The sequence below is a fragment of the Chroococcidiopsis sp. CCNUC1 genome (genome assembly GCF_023546805.1).
GTDB classification, from domain to species: domain Bacteria; phylum Cyanobacteriota; class Cyanobacteriia; order Cyanobacteriales; family Chroococcidiopsidaceae; genus Chroococcidiopsis; species Chroococcidiopsis thermalis.
This window is the reverse complement of sequence record NZ_CP097480.1, coordinates 4,130,030-4,145,530: the sequence shown is the minus strand read 5'-3', so window position 1 is coordinate 4,145,530 and position 15,501 is coordinate 4,130,030. Positions and strand designations below refer to the sequence as shown.

The following is a 15,501-nucleotide window of genomic DNA, read 5'->3' as shown; positions in this document are numbered from 1 at the left end:
AAAGTGCTTGGCACAGCATACATAGTCTCGTGTTGAGGGGAGCAGTACAACAAACATGGTCGTGTCATTAAATTTCGCCTTCCTAGAAGAACACGACCCGCAGCTAGTGCGGCTGGGTGGTCTAGCCGAGCAGTATTTTACCTCCGACCCCAATTCAAGCCTAATCAAGCTGCGTCAATTTGGGGAATTGCTAGCTGGGTTAATTGCAGCGAAAGTAGGTTTGTATGTTGCTGATGGCGATCGCCAGATAGACCTATTGCGCCGTCTCAAAGATCGCGGCTTGTTAAACCCAGATGTAGAGCGCCTGTTTCACGAATTGCGACGAACGGGCAACGATGCCACCCACGCGCTGACAGGCGATGCTAGAACGGCTTTAAGTCACCTGAAGTATGCCCGACAGTTAGGAATTTGGTTTCACCGAGTCTCGACCAAAAATCCCAACTTTCATCCAGGTGCTTTCGTCCCACCCCCAGATCCAACCGTCGAAACCGAGGCGCTCAAACAAGAATTAGAATTACTGAGAGCCGAATTAGCTACCAGCGTCGAAGCAGCCGAATTAGCCCAGATCGAAGCCCAACAAGAGGTGATGCGGCGTAGAGGTGCGGAAGACTTGGCACGGGAAGCAGAAGCAAAGGCGCAAGCAGCACTAGACCATTTAGCTGCCATTCAAGCCCGTGCGGAGAGCGCCCCAGCCCAATCTATTCAACAAACGATTCAAACCGCGCAGCAGACAGAAATTGACTTAGACGAGCGGGAGACGCGCCGCCTCATTGACATCCAACTGCGAAACGCTGGCTGGTCAGCAGATTCAGAACAACTCACTTATAACAACGGCACTCGCCCCCAGAAAGGTAGAAACATGGCGATCGCCGAATGGCAAACAGCCTCTGGACGCGCCGATTATGTATTATTTGCCGGATTGCAAGCGGTAGCAGTCGTAGAGGCAAAGCGCCGCAGTAAAGACGTGCCTGGGATGGTTGACCAAGCCAAACGCTACAGTCGCGGCTTTTTTGTCAAGGGAGACGAAACCTTACCCAACGGTAGTCCTTGGGGAGAATTCAAAGTTCCCTTTGCCTTCGCTACCAATGGTAGGGAGTTTTTGCAACAACTGCGTACCAAAAGCGGGATTTGGTTTTGCGACCTGCGCCGAACAGACAACCTGCGCTATCCCCTACCTACCTGGTACAGTCCCCAAGGGTTGCTCGATACCCTTGCCCAAGATGTAGAGCAAGCCCACCAAAAACTAGAAGCTGAAGGCTTCAACTACAACTTAGAATTACGCCCCTATCAAGTTAGAGCAATTCAAGCAGCAGAGTCGGAGTTAGCCAAGGGACGCAGGGAATTGCTCGTAGCAATGGCGACGGGGACGGGGAAAACCAAAACCTGTATCGCCCTAGTCTACCGCCTGCTGAAAACCAAACGATTTCGACGAGTGCTGTTTTTAGTAGACCGCACGGCATTGGGAGAACAAACAGCCAATGCCTTCAAAGATTCCCGCATGGAGAATCTGCAAACCTTTGCCGACATTTTTGACATCAAAGAATTAGGCGACACCGCTCCCGATCGCGATACTAAGGTACAAATTGCCACCGTTCAAAGCTTTGTCAAACGCATCCTTTACAAAGCCGACGATGCAGCAGTACCTACAGCCGACCTCTACGACTGCATTGTAGTGGACGAGTGCCACCGAGGATATTTGTTAGACAGGGAATTGAGCGATCTAGAATTTACCTTCCGCGACGAGTCCGATTACATCTCCAAATACCGCCGCGTCTTGGAGCATTTTGATGCCGTCAAGATTGGCTTAACCGCTACTCCTGCCTTACATACGACTCAAATTTTCGGGGAACCGATCTACACCTACAGCTACAGGGAAGCGGTAATTGACGGCTGGCTCGTTGACCACGAACCGCCGATTCGTATCGTCACCGCCCTAGCTGAGGATGGGATGGTGTGGAAAGGGGGGGAGGCGATGGAATTCTTTGACCCTAAGACGGGTCAACTGGACTTGGTTCACGCCCCAGATGAAGTCAGGATCGAAGTCGAGCAATTTAATCGGCGGGTCGTCACTCCAGAATTTAACCGCGTCGTCTGCTTTGAGTTAGCTAAATATATCGATCCTTCCTTGCCAGAAAAAACCTTAATTTTCTGCGCTACGGACGGTCATGCCGATATTGTAGTTGACCAACTTAAAATCGCCCTAGCCGCTCGATACGGCAGTGTAGAAGACGATGCAGTGGCAAAGATTACCGGATCTGCCGATCGCCCCTTGCAACTGATTCGGCGGTTTCGCAACGAGTCTAACCCCCAAATCGCCGTGACTGTAGACCTGCTGACGACGGGGATCGACGTACCGCCCATCTGCAACTTGGTCTTCATCCGCCGCGTCAATTCCCGCATCCTCTACGAACAAATGCTGGGGCGGGCAACTCGTCGCTGCGACGAGATCGGCAAGCAAGTCTTTCGCATTTACGACGCGGTAAACTTGTACGAGGCTCTAGCCCCCGTCTCGGCGATGAAACCCGTCGCTGTCAATCCCAACATTTCTTTCGGGCAACTGCTACAGGAGCTATCTAGTGTTACAGACAGCGCTGCCGCCAGCGAAATTATCGACCAACTTCTAGCCAAACTCCAACGCCAGCGCCAGAATTTAGCTACAGACAAGCAAGAGGCAATAGAAGATCTTGCCGGAATGTCATTAGCGGATACGATCGCCTATCTGCGTCAAACCGATCCCATGCAGCTGAAACAGTGGTTCTCCGACCGCGCCGCGATCGCCCAAATTTTAGACCTGCGGGATGGTGGCACGCAACCGCTGCTGATTTCCCGCCATGCTGACGAATTGCGCTCGGTAGAACGAGGTTATGGAAATGCTCAAAAGCCTGAAGACTACTTGGATAGCTTCAAAGCCTACCTGCGGGACAACTTAAATCAAATTCCCGCCCTCATCGTCGTTACCCAGCGCCCCCGCGAACTCACCAGGGCGCAACTGAAGGAAATTCGGCTATTGCTGGATGCTGCTGGCTACTCCGAAACAACATTACAAGTAGCGTGGCGGGAAATGACGAATGAAGACATCGCCGCCAGTATCGTCGGCTTTATCCGCCAAGCGGCTCTGGGGGATGCCTTAGTATCTTACGAACAGCGAGTAGACAGGGCGATCGCCAAAATTCTAGCCAGCCGCGCTTGGACACCGCCGCAGCGCAAGTGGTTAGAGCGGATTGCCAAACAGTTGAAAGTAGAAACCATTGTAGATAGAGAAGCCCTAGACAAAGGCGAGTTTAAAACCCAAGGAGGATTTACGCGGATTAACAAAATTTTTGACGGGCAGCTAGAGACTATTTTGGCGGAAATCAACGCCAACCTCTGGCAGGATGCCGTTTAGTTTCGGCATTTGTGTCCGATTTCCTAGAAGAGATCGTATAATTAACGTACAGATTTGCGTACATTAACTTATGCTGTCTTATGAAACAACTTCTCCTACCGAGGCAAGAAGCAACTTCTTTAAGTTGCTAGAGCAAGTGGTGGAGAATCATCAAGTGTTTATCATCCATCGCCGCGAAGGTGAGAATGTGGCGCTGATTTCTGAGTCAGACTTACAAAGTTTGGTAGAGACAGTTTATTTGTTGCGATCGCCTGCGAATGCGCGGCGATTACTGGATGCAATTGAAGAGTCTCATTCTGGCAAAATTGCGCCGCAAACACCGGAAGAATTGAAGCGAGAGTTAGGTTTTGGGCAAGAAAAAGAAACCCCCTAAACTAGATCCGCCGCCCATACAGGTAAGAGTCCCTGGCTTTAGTTCCCGCTTCAAAGAGGACTTGGGCTGGTGGTACAAAACCGATCCTGCTAAGGTAGACAAGATTCTTGACCTAGTGACAGCCGCGATCGCAGACCCATTCCAAGGTATCGGTAAGCCAGAACCTTTGAAATACTTGGGTGAAGGTCTTTGGTCGCGGCGGATTGACCTAGAGCATCGCTTAGTCTATCAAGTCAGTCACTCAAAAATTGATTTTCTCACCTGCCGCTATCACTACGAATAAGATTACGAATGACCGCTACCACCGATATCGTCCAAAAACTCTGGAATTTGTGTCACGTCCTGCGCGATGAGGGCATTTCCTATCTTCAGTACGTCACCGAGCTGACCTACCTGCTGTTCCTGAAGATGATGCAGGAAACGAGTAATGAAAACCAACTCCCAGAGGGCTACCGTTGGGCAGATTTGGTAGCAAAAGAAGGAGTCGAGCAGATTACCTTCTATCGCGCTTTGCTACTGGAGTTGGGGACGCAAACAGCACAGCCAAGAGTGCAAGCAATCTTCGCCAATGCTCAAACAGCACTGAAACAGCCCCGCATCCTCAACAAGCTGGTGACGAGTATTGATGCCCTGGACTGGTACTCTGCCAAAGAGGAGGGGCTGGGGGATATGTATGAAGGGCTGCTCCAGAAAAACGCCGAGGAGAAAAAATCGGGAGCAGGGCAGTATTTTACTCCCCGTCCGCTGATTGACTGCATGGTTGAGCTAATCCAACCCCAGCCAGGAGAAGGAGTGCAAGACCCCGCCGCCGGAACGGGAGGTTTTTTAATCGCCGCAGATCGCTACATCAAGCAGCGCACCGATGACTTATTCGACCTTTCCGAAGCCGAGCAGTCTTTTCAACGCTATCAGGCATTTTACGGCATTGAGTTAGTGCAGGATGCTCATCGCCTGTTGCTAATGAATATGATGCTACACGGGATCGAGGGGGCAGTAGGATTAGGCGATACTCTCTCCCCTGACGGGCAGCGGTTGACCAAAGCTGATGTAATTCTCACTAATCCGCCTTTTGGCACGAAGAAAGGCGGTGGTTTGCCGTCGCGGGATGACTTCACCTATCCCACTTCCAACAAACAGCTAGCCTTTTTGCAGCATATCTATCGCAGCTTGAAGCCTGGGGGACGGGCGGCGGTGGTCTTACCCGACAACGTATTATTTGAAGACGGGCAGGGTCGTCAAATTCGGGCTGATTTGATGGACAAATGCAACCTACACACGATTTTGCGCCTGCCTACAGGGATTTTCTACGCTCAAGGAGTCAAAACCAACGTGCTGTTTTTCCAGCGCGGTTTGACGGACAAGGGCAACACAAAAGCAGTTTGGATCTACGATCTGCGGACGAATATGCCTGCTTTTGGCAAGCGCATACCCCTAACCAAACAGCATTTTCAGGAGTTTGAGGCGGCGTATGGGGACGATCCGAATGGGGAGAGCCAGCGCACCGATCGAGGGGAGTCAGGACGCTTCCGCTGTTTTACACGGGAGCAAATTGCCAAACGAAATGAAAACCTAGATATTTCCTGGCTCAGGGATGAAAGCTTGCAGTCGGGGGATAACCTACCCCAACCGGATGAAATCGCGGCTTTAATTATGACGAAGTTGCAAACGGCAATGGAGGAAATGGAGGCATTAACAGCTTTGCTGGAGGGGGATACAGTGGAAGAAGACCAGCCACTTGCATTTGAGTCAGATCGGGCAGAGCCAGGAATATCGGCTTTAGAGGCGGCGGGTGACTTGGTTGGCTGCGTGGAAGGATCGGAGGATCTATCTGCTAACCCAGAGTATATGCAAGGATTTGGAGAGTAGTAATGATGATTCAGCCTTCATCCCTACTACCTGACGCGATTGAAATCGAGCAGGTAAAGAATTTTCATTTGTTCAAATTTACTGATGATTTACAGGCTCGTTCTGATGAGCTACTAGAACGTAATAAGGCTGGATTACTTACCCCAGAAGAAGCAGCAGAACTAGCAGGGATATCTGAGTTATTCAGAATTTTTACTTTAATTAATGCTATGATTGTTGCCCAACCGTGACTATCAACAATAACGCTCGGCAGTTAGTGCGGAAACAGACTAAGTTTTTGTGTGAATACTGCTACTCTCCCCATAGGCTTGCTTCTAATACTATCCCGCCTTATATCCCTGTCCTCAATGCTCTAGTTTCTACAGTAATCTCGCTCGACATGAATTGTAATGTAAATAATTATGAAAAATCTAGAAGAGATTAAGCAACTGCTCCAGCAAAGTAAATCGGTATTGCAGGAGAACTATAGGGTGACGGAATTAGGCATTTTTGGTTCTTATGTTCGAGGGGAGCAAAATGAAGAAAGCGATGTTGATGTCTTGATCGACTATGAAAAGGCTCCGACTCTGTTTAAGTTAGTAGAGCTTCGTAACTACTTAAATGAATTGACGGGAATGAAGGTAGATGTGGTGACTAAAAAGGGTCTAAAGCCAAGAATTCGAGAACGGGTGTTGTCAGAAGTCGTCTATTTATGACAGAACGGCAGCTTTCAGAATTTTTACAGGATATTTTGGATGCGATCGCAGACATCGAAACTTTTACAGATAATGTCGAGTTTGAAGCATTTCAAGCGAATCGAGAAAAAGTTTTAGCGGTTGTCAAATCAATTGAAATCTTAGGTGAAGCGGTCAAAAAAGTTCCAGACGACATTCGCAGTCAATATCCCGATCTTCCTTGGAAATCTATTGCTGGAATGCGTGATGTGTTGGTACATGAATATTGGGGGATCGATGTCAATATTATTTGGGCGACGGTACAGGAAGGATTACCATCTTTAAAGGCGGCGATCGCTGCAATTGCTACAGATGTTTCACAAAGGTGAGATTTGGATGGTTGAACAATTATGAGAGGTGGTTAATGGCGATCGCTCGTTTACAACAAACTACATTTCGAGTTTCACCAAAATTGATTCAATCGCTTTTGCAACAGTACCGCTCAAATGATAAATAGGAAGGGGGTTAAAGTTATGTGGGGAGTTAGTGACTTGCGATTTAGATGCGCTTTTTGATAAGCAGAATGAGGATGATGGAGCTGTTTGAAGGTGGTGAGGAAGTGGTTTGATGATTGATGAACTAACCAAACTTCCATTTGGATGGAGTTGGATTTCACTTGAGGAAATAACTATAAACTATGACGGACAAAGAGTGCCAGTAAGTAGTTCTGACCGCAGACCTGGAACTTTTCCATACTACGGTGCTTCAGGAATCATTGATTATGTTGATGAATATCTTTTTGACGGACACTATTTACTCATCGCTGAGGATGGAGCCAACCTACTCAGCCGTTCAACTCCAATTGCTTTTGAAGCCGATGGCAAATTCTGGGTAAATAATCATGCACATATAGTGCAAGTACCTGGAAATACCATTCCACTCTCGTACTTGCGAGAATACATAAACTCTACTGATTTAAGATTTTATATATCTGGTTCAGCACAGCCTAAATTAAATCAGAAAAATCTTAATCGCATCAAAATTCCGCTTCCACCCCTTAACGAACAACGCCGTATTGTTGCCAAAATTGAGGCGGTGAAGGCTCGAAGTCAGCAGGTGAAGGAGGCGCTTGAGGCAATTCCTTCCCTCCTAGAGCAGTTTCGTCAATCAGTCCTCGCCGCTGCCTTTCGTGGCGATTTGACTGCTGATTGGCGAGAAAAAAACCCTGATGTTGAACCTGCATCGGTTTTACTAGAGAGGATTAGGCGAGATCGTCAGCAAAACAAAGCAAAAAATAAAAAGCAAGAAGAAATAAATCTAACAAATTTGCCAGAATTACCTAAAAGTTGGTGCTGGGCTAGTTTAGGCGAAGTAAGTGCAATTCAGGGGGGGATTCAAAAACAACCTAAACGAGTACCTAATAAAAACGCATATCCATTTCTGCGAGTTGCTAATGTTCCCCGTGGAGGACTTAATCTTGAGAATGTTCATCAAATTGAACTCTTTGGTAATGAGCTGGAAAAGCTGCGTCTTCACAAGGGAGATTTATTAATTGTTGAGGGGAATGGTAGCCCATCGGAAATAGGTAGGATGGCTATTTGGGATGGTTCTGTAAAAGATTGCGTTCACCAAAATCATTTAATCCGAGTACGATTAGATAAAGGGCTTATGCCTGAGTTTGTTGAAGCATATTGGAATTCTCCTCATGGTAGATTCAGAGTTTTTGATGTTGCCCATACAACTACAGGACTCTACACTCTTAGCGTTTCAAAAATAGCAAAACTCCCAGTACCATTTGTACCTGAAGCAGAACAGGTAGTATTAATGCAAATTCTGGAAAAGCTTTTCAAAATTGAAACATACGTGCAAGCAATAATAAGGCAATCTGAAGATGAGTTGGATTCACTGGATCAATCCATCCTCGCCAAAGCCTTTCGCGGCGAATTGGTTCCCCAAGACCCCAACGATGAACCAGCATCCGTCTTACTAGAACGCATCCGCGCAGAACGTGCCAAACAAGAAACCGCAGCTAAAACCGCTAAAAAATCTACAACTAAAACATCAGGAAAACGCCGCAAAAAAACACAACAGCAAGATTCAGAATCAGTTCAACTAGGATTACCAGGATTAGAATAGCGGGCTAAAGTAGTCAAACAATCAAATAGGGATATGCTTCAAGAATGTCGCTCTTGCTATGTCCTGATGCCATTAAGCCAACGACAGCGCCAACGGTGACAAAAAGACTGGCTCAAACCGGAAGAAGAGGCAGCATGGCAGGATTTGAAAGTTGACAAATTATCCCTTACAAGGTAAATCAACTCAAATCCGAAAAGCGCTTAAGAGCGATCGCAAAAATTATAGAAATTATACAGCAATGACAAAAAAGACTACTAATGTGACAGATGCGATCGCACGAGAAAAACAAATAAAGGGATGGCTGAGAGCGAAAAAAATTGCTTTGATTGAATCAGCTAATCTACAATGGTATAAATTAAGTATTGAATAAAAAATAACGCTTTATTATGACTATCAAAGAACAACTACTTCAAGAAATAGAATCTACCTCAGATACTCTTTTGGCTGAAACTTTAGACTTTCTACGCTTTTTAAAAACCAAGCAAACCAAAACACAACCAACACCAGAAGTAGTAGACTCCACCACCCACACGCCAGTTAATTCTACAGGGCGATCGCTCCTAGAGCATCTAAAAACTATCGGCACTTGGGAAGGAGATGATTTTGAAGAATGCTTAGAAATGGTATACGCAACTCGCGGCAAAGCTAAGTTCGATCGGTCTAATCCTTTTGACGAGTAATGTATTTATTGGATACCAACCACTGTAGCCGTGCAATTCTCGGCGATTCTAATGTTTTGAATCGCATTGCCGAAGCGGAAAATACCTTGATTTCAACCTGCGTCATTGTGCAAGGGGAACTAATAGACATGGCAGAACGTTCTGGGCGCAGGGAAAGCAATTTAGCTTTAATTAATCGCTTTCTTCAAGGTATTTACATTTATTCTGTAGACGGAGTAACAGCAGATACTTACGGACAACTAAAAGCAGCATTATTTAATCAGTTTGCGCCTAAAGAGAAAAGCAAACGCCGGAAGACAAAAATTACCGATTTAGGATTTGATGAAAACGATCTCTGGATTACTGCTATAGCGTTGCAGCACAGTCTTACCGTTGTATCAATCGATAGTGACTTTCAGCGTATTCAGCAAGTAAAAACATTGTCAGTTGAATCCTGGCTTGGAATTCCCAATCTTACCCCTCCCATGCTTGAAAACGTTATCCAAGATCTCAATCGCAAACAGCGCCTAAAACTAAATTCCCTATATCTCACATCTTGCACCAAGTCTCAAAAGATGGGAGAAAAAGGCGTGAAACATATATAACGCAAGAACGATGTCAACCATCCTTGCTCACGCCCAAGGGCTAGTTTACACCCTACTTAGTTTGATGCCGAGTCACTACCAACGAGATAGCTTGCAAGCAATATTGGGTCTGTTTCTGCAAGCACAGGGACATCCCCTACCACAACAATGTCAAGCCAAATCTGCCAGTGCCTTAAGTCGGTTTCTCAACGTGTACCCTTGGGCAACTCGTCGTTTGATTCGGGAAAGCCGTCGAACAGTCATCCAGCGAATCTGATCTCAACCACGAATGGGGCGCAAACCGATACTACAAGTCATTATTGACTTAACCACGTTGGAAAAACGCGGCAAGTTCAAAGCACTCGATGGATTGGTACGAGTGTATCATGGCAAGCGAGGATTACATTTGGTGGTAGCGTATTTAGTGATGGGGCAGTGGCGTGTGCCTTGGAGTTTTCGCATCTATCGAGGCAAAAATACGCCCTCACCTGCTCAACTGGGATTAAAACTAGTGGGTAGCTTACCCAAAGCACTCACCAATCATTTTCAAATATTGATTCTGGTTGATACTGCTTTCGGTAGCATCGAGTTTTTAACAGGCATTCGCAAATTGAAATATCATGCCATAGCGGGAGTCCGTTGTGACCGCCAACTAGAGAATGGACGCAGCGTCGCACAACTGCACAAACGCGGGCAACAAGTGCGATTAATCGGGCTGAAGTTCCCTGTATCCTTGTCTTGGTATTATCTGAAGCGAGACAATGGTAAGAAAGAAAAGCGTTATGTCCTATCCACTAAAGTGCTTAAAGGTCATACCATTACTTGGTGGGGGAAACGTAGGTGGCAGATAGAAGGCTGGTTCAAAACTGCTAAGCATCGTTTTGGTTTACATCGTTTTGGTCAAGCAACTCTCAAAGGCATTTATCGTTGGTTAGTACTATCATTGATTGCCTACCTGTTGGCACATTGGGCGTACTTATCTACTGCTTCACCAGATTTGCCGGACTGGGGAGAGGCAGCTAAATTAGCACTTGAAGTTTTTCTACCGCAATTGGTTGTACTACTTCTGTTGCTAGAAGTTCGGCGCTTACAACCACTGGTAAGAACACAGGGTCTAGAGATTCAAATCACCAGGTGCAAGATCTGAGTTGAGGATTTTGGTGGATGGGATGTGAGCGATTAACTCTCAGTACGTTATCTGAGTTTTTCAACTTGCGTATTTCAACTAGTTACAGCGAGAAACTGAATTAAATATGATGCAATATATAACCTTTTGTGTGCTGTGTTGTTTGGTCATGCCCTAGACAAGTGTGGGATAGCTAGCGATGTCATTCCAAGTCCAAGCACAATCGGTTAAAGAAAGCTCGCTGTGCCGCAGTAGTTCCTAGACAGGAGTGGTGCCAAATCCAGTTAAAGTAGCTAACTACAAGCCTTAGAGTAACTTTTGTCTGCTGCCACGCTTTGCTAAATTTGTTTTGTCGCCGATGCCAACGTCCAGTTTGTTGACGTACAATCCCATTGGTTCGCTCACTTCTTTGCGTCAGCGCTTTGCTAATATAATGCTCTATTTCATCTGGTAGTACTCGCTCATACCCACTCCAACCGTCAGTATGCCATTCTTTGCAATCGGTCTTAGCTTGGGTACTCACTATCAATTCTGCCGCTAACTCATCAGTATGCTTACCCACACGACCACAGAGAATCAGTCCACAAGGGCTGTGCCAAACTCACAGCTATCCAGCAATCTCTAGCTTCTAGCTCTTGGGGTAAGCAGTGATGAGTGTTTTTTTCTACAAACGACCACAACTCATCCGCAGCAATAGCATCTGTATCAACATCTTGTACTTCGGCATTGTGTACGAGCTGCGCTTTTTGAGCCGAGGAACGAACAATGCTGACTACTGTGTCGTAAGCTAAACCACTAATCCGACTAATGCCTCGTAAACTGCTACCGAGACTCATGGGATTGTTACGATCCGCACGTCTTCTTCGCTCACTTGCCGTCGATAATACAGCGTATCAAAGGTATCGGTGAAGCTTTGCTTGCATTTAGGACAGAAGTAACGTTGGCTCCCTTTACTTGTCAAGCCATGTTTATGCGGTTTGTCATGACCACACAAAGGACACTTCATCACACTACTCAAGATTAACTACACAATGCTTCAGTCTAGCAATCCCACACTTCCCTACTGCATGACCCGCGAGTTTGAGAACAAGGGAAAAAAGCCCCACCTCCGTCACCCACTGTATTTTGTTCTCGGCGAAAATGATGATTTTTTTGGCAAGAATGGTTTCTTCAGTGACAAAGAGCCTGCAAAATTTCAGCTTCCTCTGGCTATTTTTACCAGCGACATGATTTCTTTTACATATCCTGACAGCATGACTAGCCTGAATCTAGTGAGTCCTCCCCCACCCGATACCTATGAACTTAGACCTCGTGAGGATGGTCAAATGCCGACATTAGAGGAAATTGATGCAGAGATGAGAAGGTTTGCAGAATCATACCGCCAGCCTCAACACGGTCAAGTGTTTACATTATCAGAAATTGCAGATGTAGTGAAAAGGTATGGAATGCCAGGAACGAGATGGCAGTCCGAGCCGCAATGGAGGATCGATCGCTATATTGAGGCTCAAGTTTGGGATGAGCGCCCGATCCGGAAGTTTCTCTCCACTAGCACCTTTGATGCAAGTTAAGCTCACTGTCATATCGATACTCAAGAGGACTTTTCTACCAAGTGCATCAGAAGTAAATTACAAAACTTTACAACGTGTTCCATTTACCACGTATTTCGGCATACCCCCATCAACAGCACTTTGGCTCCCCGTGCGATCGCCCCTACTGCCAAATGTCCGCTCGTCAGCCCACCACCCACAATCAATACTCTTTCACCCGCTATTTGTAAGCCGCGCAAATCGATCTGCCCCCAGTGGCAGAGGCGATCTTGGGGATAATTTGACTGAATCTAGTTGACCCAATCAGGTAACTGTGGTTCACCACCACCAGTCGCCAGCACAACTCGGCGAGCAACAATCGACTGTCCTGTTTGCAACCACACGCGGAAGCGGGGACGAAGGGAATGAGGTAATGGCTCAATCCGAGCAACATCAGCTTTGATGACTCGTTCCTGTAACTGCCACCGCTCAATGACATCAGAGCAAAAATCTTGAAAAAGTTGGGTTCCTGGTAGATCGTAGGGTGGGAATAGTTCCCAGGAGCGTGACTCGGCAAACCGTCACAGTGCATAGGGATTGGGGTCGGGATGGTGGACGGCATTTGCGAACGCAAATGCGGAATCTCCAAAGCAGCAAACTGTTGCTGCCATCGATATAGCCAAGTGCCGCTAGGGTCAAACACTAAAAATCGATGCCGCAAACGCTGGCGCTTTTGCAACAAATACGTTACTAAAGTCAGAGCCTGGGGACCCGCTCCGATAATCGCAATGTCAGTTTGGGCAGGTAAGAATGTAGACGCGATCGCCATGCTAAACTATCCAAAAGATACATTGATAATGATAATCATTATATTGTTATGACTCCAGCGGTAATTACTGCTGTAGCTGGTCCACCAGGTGCAGGCAAAACAACTTGGATTCGCCAGCAGCTAGCTGAAGCGCCAGCGACAGGGCTGTATTTGTGTCTGGCTGACGATGTGTCGATCGATCGGACTTACATTGCGATTGAATGTCCGCAAGTGCAAACCTTGACAGCAGAGCGCAAGTCTCAACTCCTAAGTCAGTTAAATACTGGAGATCGCGCTTATATCGAGCTGGGGTTTCACCTGGACTTAACTACAATCGATCGGCTTTTGGATCTCAACTGTCGCCGCGTCGCGATCGTCCCGCCAGGGATAACAGACTCAGAGTGGCACAATTGGGCTGATGAGATTGTTGTTGGCGCTCCAGCCCAGACGGTAGTAGCTTCACCTCAACTGTGGCGATCGCTCTTACAAGGTCATGTCATCGACTTCAATAGTTTAGAAGTTTTTTGGTACGAACTGAGCCAGGGAGCCTACGGCAAAGCCACCCGTGCTAAGGGAATTTTTGACATTACCGACGGTCAATCTGTCTACGGAGATTTTGCGATCGGTTTGCCGCCAAGAGATTTTGTGCCGTTGAATCTCCCTCGTTGGCTAGAAGGTAGACCGCAGCGCTTCAGTGGGTTGGAAGTGTGGGGACAAAACTTGGATGAAGCGGCGATCGCCTCTTCCTTGAAAGATTGCTGTCTGTCGAGTGCAGAGATTCACTACTACCAACAACAAATCAAACAGTTACTACTAGAGGAGGCGAGAAAATGAAATTAGCTGTCATGTCCTGCATTCACGGAAATCAACCCGCATTGGATGCAGTTTTAACCGATATCGACCGACAGCAACCGGATAAAATCTTCTGCGTCGGCGACTTGGTTGGTTATGGTCCCTATCCCAACGAAGTTGTAGAGCGGATTCGCTCTCTAGATATTCCCACCTGCGCTGGCTGTTGGGATGAAGATATCGTTGAGGGATTAAATGCTTGCGAGTGTAGCTATCCTTCATTGTTAGCAGAAAAACGAGGTCAATTGGCGCATCAGTGGACAAATCGGGAAGTCACGTCCGAAACAAGGGAATTCTTAGCCGATCTGCCCCAGAGTTTGAGAGAAGGCAATCTGTGTTTCGTGCATGGCAGTCCTCATAGCGCCCACGAATACTTGTTACCAGAAATAGATGCTTTCCTGGCTCTAGAACGGGTACTAGCTACGGGTGCTGATATTTTATTTTGCGGTCATACTCACGTACCTTACGTTCGGACTCTCGATCGCGCTCAACTCCAAATTAGCGTTACAAGTCCTAGCATGGAAGGCGAACAGTCTTTAAATTTCACAACTCATTTGAAGCGAATTGTGAATGTCGGTTCGGTCGGAGAACCGCGCCACGGGCGACCGAATGCTACCTACGTCCTCTACGACACCGACACCGAACGAGTCACTCTAAGAGAAGTTCCCTACGACCATCAAAAAACTTGTGCTGCAATTATTGAAAAGGGATTGCCGCCGATTTTTGCATGGCGTTTAGCAAGGGGACTGGAGTTTGCAGAACGAGCCGATGACCCAACTCATGTTTGCGAACGGTGAAACTATGACTGAAAACCTGTTTGATTTTGATACAAACCCTAATTTTTTAGCAACGGATTATGACATCGGAGTTCGTCAAAGTATTCCAGGTTATGATGCCCTACTGAGTATGTTGGCGGCTTTATTCCAAATCTATCTAACCGATTGCGCCCATATTCTCATTGTTGGCGCTGGTGGAGGTAATGAGATCGGTACATTGGGACAAACTCATCCCACCTGGCAGTTTACGGGTGTCGATCCATCGGAAAAAATGCTAGCAGTTGCTTGCACGAAAGTTGCATCACTAGGACTAGAAGATCGCGTCACTCTTCACAATGGACTCGTACAAGAACTTCCGTTGCATCCATTCAACGCCGCTACTAGCTTATTAGTCATGCATTTTCTCCCAGACGATGGCACCAAACTGGACTATTTAAAGGCGATCGCCGCTCGTCTACGATCTGGTAGCCCGTTTGTGCTGGTAGATTTGCAAGGAGATAAACAGTCTGAGGGATTTAAGCGATTGGTTAACGGATGGCAGACACGAGCGCAGATGGCAGGAATGGAGTCACAGCGGTTAACTGAATTGGTCAACAGGACATGCCAACATCTCCCATGCATTCGGGAAGAACGAACGCTGGAACTACTCACTCAAGCCAACTTTAAACAGATGACTCGTTTCTATACTGCGTTTGTTTTTACGGGCTGGTTGGCGTTTGCAGGGTAGTTTCGATCGCTCGGTGCGCGAAAAATTGCAGTA

The 15,501-nt window shown here is 46.9% G+C and carries 15 protein-coding genes and 4 pseudogenes; 16 read left to right on the top strand and 3 right to left on the bottom strand.

Annotation, left to right across the window (positions count from 1 at the left end; translation table 11 throughout):
- Positions 1 to 55 precede the first annotated feature (55 nt).
- From hsdR to M5J74_RS19290, 8 genes are all read left to right on the top strand, one after another.
- Positions 56 to 3,385, top strand: a complete 3,330-nt coding sequence (gene hsdR / locus M5J74_RS19325) for a type I restriction-modification system endonuclease (RefSeq protein WP_250012791.1) — start codon at positions 56 to 58, stop codon at positions 3,383 to 3,385.
- A gap of 70 nt (positions 3,386 to 3,455) precedes the next feature.
- On the top strand, positions 3,456 to 3,758 hold the full coding sequence (locus M5J74_RS19320; RefSeq protein ID WP_015155745.1) for a type II toxin-antitoxin system Phd/YefM family antitoxin: 303 nt from the start codon (positions 3,456 to 3,458) through the stop codon (positions 3,756 to 3,758).
- The gene (locus M5J74_RS19315; RefSeq protein ID WP_250012790.1) at positions 3,733 to 4,041 is read left to right on the top strand and encodes a Txe/YoeB family addiction module toxin; all 309 of its coding nucleotides are present in this window, start codon (positions 3,733 to 3,735) and stop codon (positions 4,039 to 4,041) included. Before M5J74_RS19320 ends, M5J74_RS19315 begins: the two co-directional genes overlap by 26 nt.
- Before the next feature lie 8 nt (positions 4,042 to 4,049).
- Positions 4,050 to 5,624, top strand: coding sequence for an N-6 DNA methylase (locus M5J74_RS19310; RefSeq protein WP_250012789.1), 1,575 nt, complete (start codon positions 4,050 to 4,052; stop codon positions 5,622 to 5,624).
- A gap of 2 nt (positions 5,625 to 5,626) precedes the next feature.
- On the top strand, positions 5,627 to 5,854 hold the full coding sequence (locus M5J74_RS19305; RefSeq protein ID WP_250012788.1) for a hypothetical protein: 228 nt from the start codon (positions 5,627 to 5,629) through the stop codon (positions 5,852 to 5,854).
- A 171-nt stretch (positions 5,855 to 6,025) separates the two neighbouring features.
- Complete coding sequence (locus tag M5J74_RS19300) at positions 6,026 to 6,319, top strand: nucleotidyltransferase family protein (RefSeq protein WP_250012787.1); 294 nt, start codon at positions 6,026 to 6,028, stop codon at positions 6,317 to 6,319.
- Entirely contained in the window at positions 6,316 to 6,666 is a 351-nt protein-coding gene (locus tag M5J74_RS19295) for a DUF86 domain-containing protein (RefSeq protein ID WP_250012786.1), read from the top strand. The genes M5J74_RS19300 and M5J74_RS19295 overlap by 4 nt, the downstream gene beginning before the upstream one ends.
- Positions 6,667 to 6,904: 238 nt before the next feature.
- Positions 6,905 to 8,413: a restriction endonuclease subunit S gene (locus M5J74_RS19290; protein WP_250012785.1), complete on the top strand. Its 1,509-nt coding sequence runs from the start codon at positions 6,905 to 6,907 to the stop codon at positions 8,411 to 8,413.
- 13 nt (positions 8,414 to 8,426) lie between these two features.
- Here the strand turns inward: M5J74_RS19290 and M5J74_RS33545 are convergent, their stop codons facing one another.
- A complete protein-coding gene (locus M5J74_RS33545) occupies positions 8,427 to 8,486 on the bottom strand; it encodes a hypothetical protein (RefSeq protein ID WP_371934056.1) in 60 nt (19 codons plus the stop codon).
- Positions 8,487 to 8,564: 78 nt separating this feature from the next.
- Between M5J74_RS33545 and M5J74_RS19285 the strand changes: the two genes are divergently transcribed.
- The 4 genes and pseudogenes from M5J74_RS19285 to M5J74_RS19270 all read left to right on the top strand — a co-directional run bounded on the left by M5J74_RS19285 (position 8,565) and on the right by M5J74_RS19270 (position 10,803).
- On the top strand, positions 8,565 to 8,783 hold the full coding sequence (locus M5J74_RS19285; protein WP_250012784.1) for a hypothetical protein: 219 nt from the start codon (positions 8,565 to 8,567) through the stop codon (positions 8,781 to 8,783).
- A gap of 16 nt (positions 8,784 to 8,799) precedes the next feature.
- The gene (locus M5J74_RS19280; protein WP_250012783.1) at positions 8,800 to 9,093 is read left to right on the top strand and encodes a DUF2281 domain-containing protein; all 294 of its coding nucleotides are present in this window, start codon (positions 8,800 to 8,802) and stop codon (positions 9,091 to 9,093) included.
- Positions 9,093 to 9,530, top strand: a pseudogene (locus M5J74_RS19275) (PIN domain-containing protein); the annotation flags it as partial. The gene M5J74_RS19280 and the pseudogene M5J74_RS19275, both read left to right, overlap by 1 nt.
- 157 nt (positions 9,531 to 9,687) lie before the next feature.
- Positions 9,688 to 10,803 (top strand): annotated as a pseudogene (locus tag M5J74_RS19270) (transposase).
- Between the two features lie 153 nt (positions 10,804 to 10,956).
- Here M5J74_RS19270 and M5J74_RS19265 read toward each other — a convergent pair.
- Positions 10,957 to 11,788, bottom strand: a pseudogene (locus M5J74_RS19265) (IS1 family transposase).
- A gap of 25 nt (positions 11,789 to 11,813) precedes the next feature.
- Here M5J74_RS19265 and M5J74_RS19260 point away from each other — a divergent pair.
- On the top strand, positions 11,814 to 12,350 hold the full coding sequence (locus M5J74_RS19260; RefSeq protein ID WP_250012781.1) for a hypothetical protein: 537 nt from the start codon (positions 11,814 to 11,816) through the stop codon (positions 12,348 to 12,350).
- 107 nt (positions 12,351 to 12,457) lie between these two features.
- Here the strand turns inward: M5J74_RS19260 and M5J74_RS19255 are convergent.
- A pseudogene (locus M5J74_RS19255) lies at positions 12,458 to 13,137 on the bottom strand (FAD/NAD(P)-binding protein); the annotation flags it as partial.
- 48 nt (positions 13,138 to 13,185) lie between these two features.
- On the opposite strand from M5J74_RS19255, the gene M5J74_RS19250 reads away from it, so the two are divergent.
- The 3 genes from M5J74_RS19250 to M5J74_RS19240 are packed head-to-tail and all read left to right on the top strand — an operon-like array spanning position 13,186 to position 15,468.
- On the top strand, positions 13,186 to 13,950 hold the full coding sequence (locus M5J74_RS19250; RefSeq protein WP_106217925.1) for a GTPase, G3E family protein: 765 nt from the start codon (positions 13,186 to 13,188) through the stop codon (positions 13,948 to 13,950).
- Positions 13,947 to 14,762, top strand: coding sequence for a metallophosphoesterase (locus M5J74_RS19245; protein WP_250012779.1), 816 nt, complete (start codon positions 13,947 to 13,949; stop codon positions 14,760 to 14,762). The genes M5J74_RS19250 and M5J74_RS19245 overlap by 4 nt, the downstream gene beginning before the upstream one ends.
- 4 nt (positions 14,763 to 14,766) lie before the next feature.
- Positions 14,767 to 15,468, top strand: a complete 702-nt coding sequence (locus tag M5J74_RS19240) for a class I SAM-dependent methyltransferase (RefSeq protein ID WP_181245444.1) — start codon at positions 14,767 to 14,769, stop codon at positions 15,466 to 15,468.
- The last annotated feature ends 33 nt before the right edge of the window (positions 15,469 to 15,501 follow it).

Excerpts from the sequence above, each read along its gene's own strand:
- M5J74_RS19260 (WP_250012781.1), top strand. The coding sequence starts at position 11,814 with ATGCTTCAGTCTAGCAATCCCACACTTCCCTACTGCATGACCCGCGAG.
- M5J74_RS19310 (WP_250012789.1), top strand. The coding sequence starts at position 4,050 with ATGACCGCTACCACCGATATCGTCCAAAAACTCTGGAATTTGTGTCAC.
- M5J74_RS19280 (WP_250012783.1), top strand. The coding sequence starts at position 8,800 with ATGACTATCAAAGAACAACTACTTCAAGAAATAGAATCTACCTCAGAT.
- M5J74_RS19245 (WP_250012779.1), top strand. The coding sequence starts at position 13,947 with ATGAAATTAGCTGTCATGTCCTGCATTCACGGAAATCAACCCGCATTG.
- M5J74_RS19290 (WP_250012785.1), top strand. The coding sequence starts at position 6,905 with ATGATTGATGAACTAACCAAACTTCCATTTGGATGGAGTTGGATTTCA.
- M5J74_RS19320 (WP_015155745.1), top strand. The coding sequence starts at position 3,456 with ATGCTGTCTTATGAAACAACTTCTCCTACCGAGGCAAGAAGCAACTTC.
- M5J74_RS19295 (WP_250012786.1), top strand. The coding sequence starts at position 6,316 with ATGACAGAACGGCAGCTTTCAGAATTTTTACAGGATATTTTGGATGCG.
- M5J74_RS19240 (WP_181245444.1), top strand. The coding sequence starts at position 14,767 with ATGACTGAAAACCTGTTTGATTTTGATACAAACCCTAATTTTTTAGCA.
- M5J74_RS19300 (WP_250012787.1), top strand. The coding sequence starts at position 6,026 with ATGAAAAATCTAGAAGAGATTAAGCAACTGCTCCAGCAAAGTAAATCG.
- M5J74_RS19305 (WP_250012788.1), top strand. The coding sequence starts at position 5,627 with ATGATGATTCAGCCTTCATCCCTACTACCTGACGCGATTGAAATCGAG.
- M5J74_RS19250 (WP_106217925.1), top strand. The coding sequence starts at position 13,186 with ATGACTCCAGCGGTAATTACTGCTGTAGCTGGTCCACCAGGTGCAGGC.
- hsdR (WP_250012791.1), top strand. The coding sequence starts at position 56 with ATGGTCGTGTCATTAAATTTCGCCTTCCTAGAAGAACACGACCCGCAG.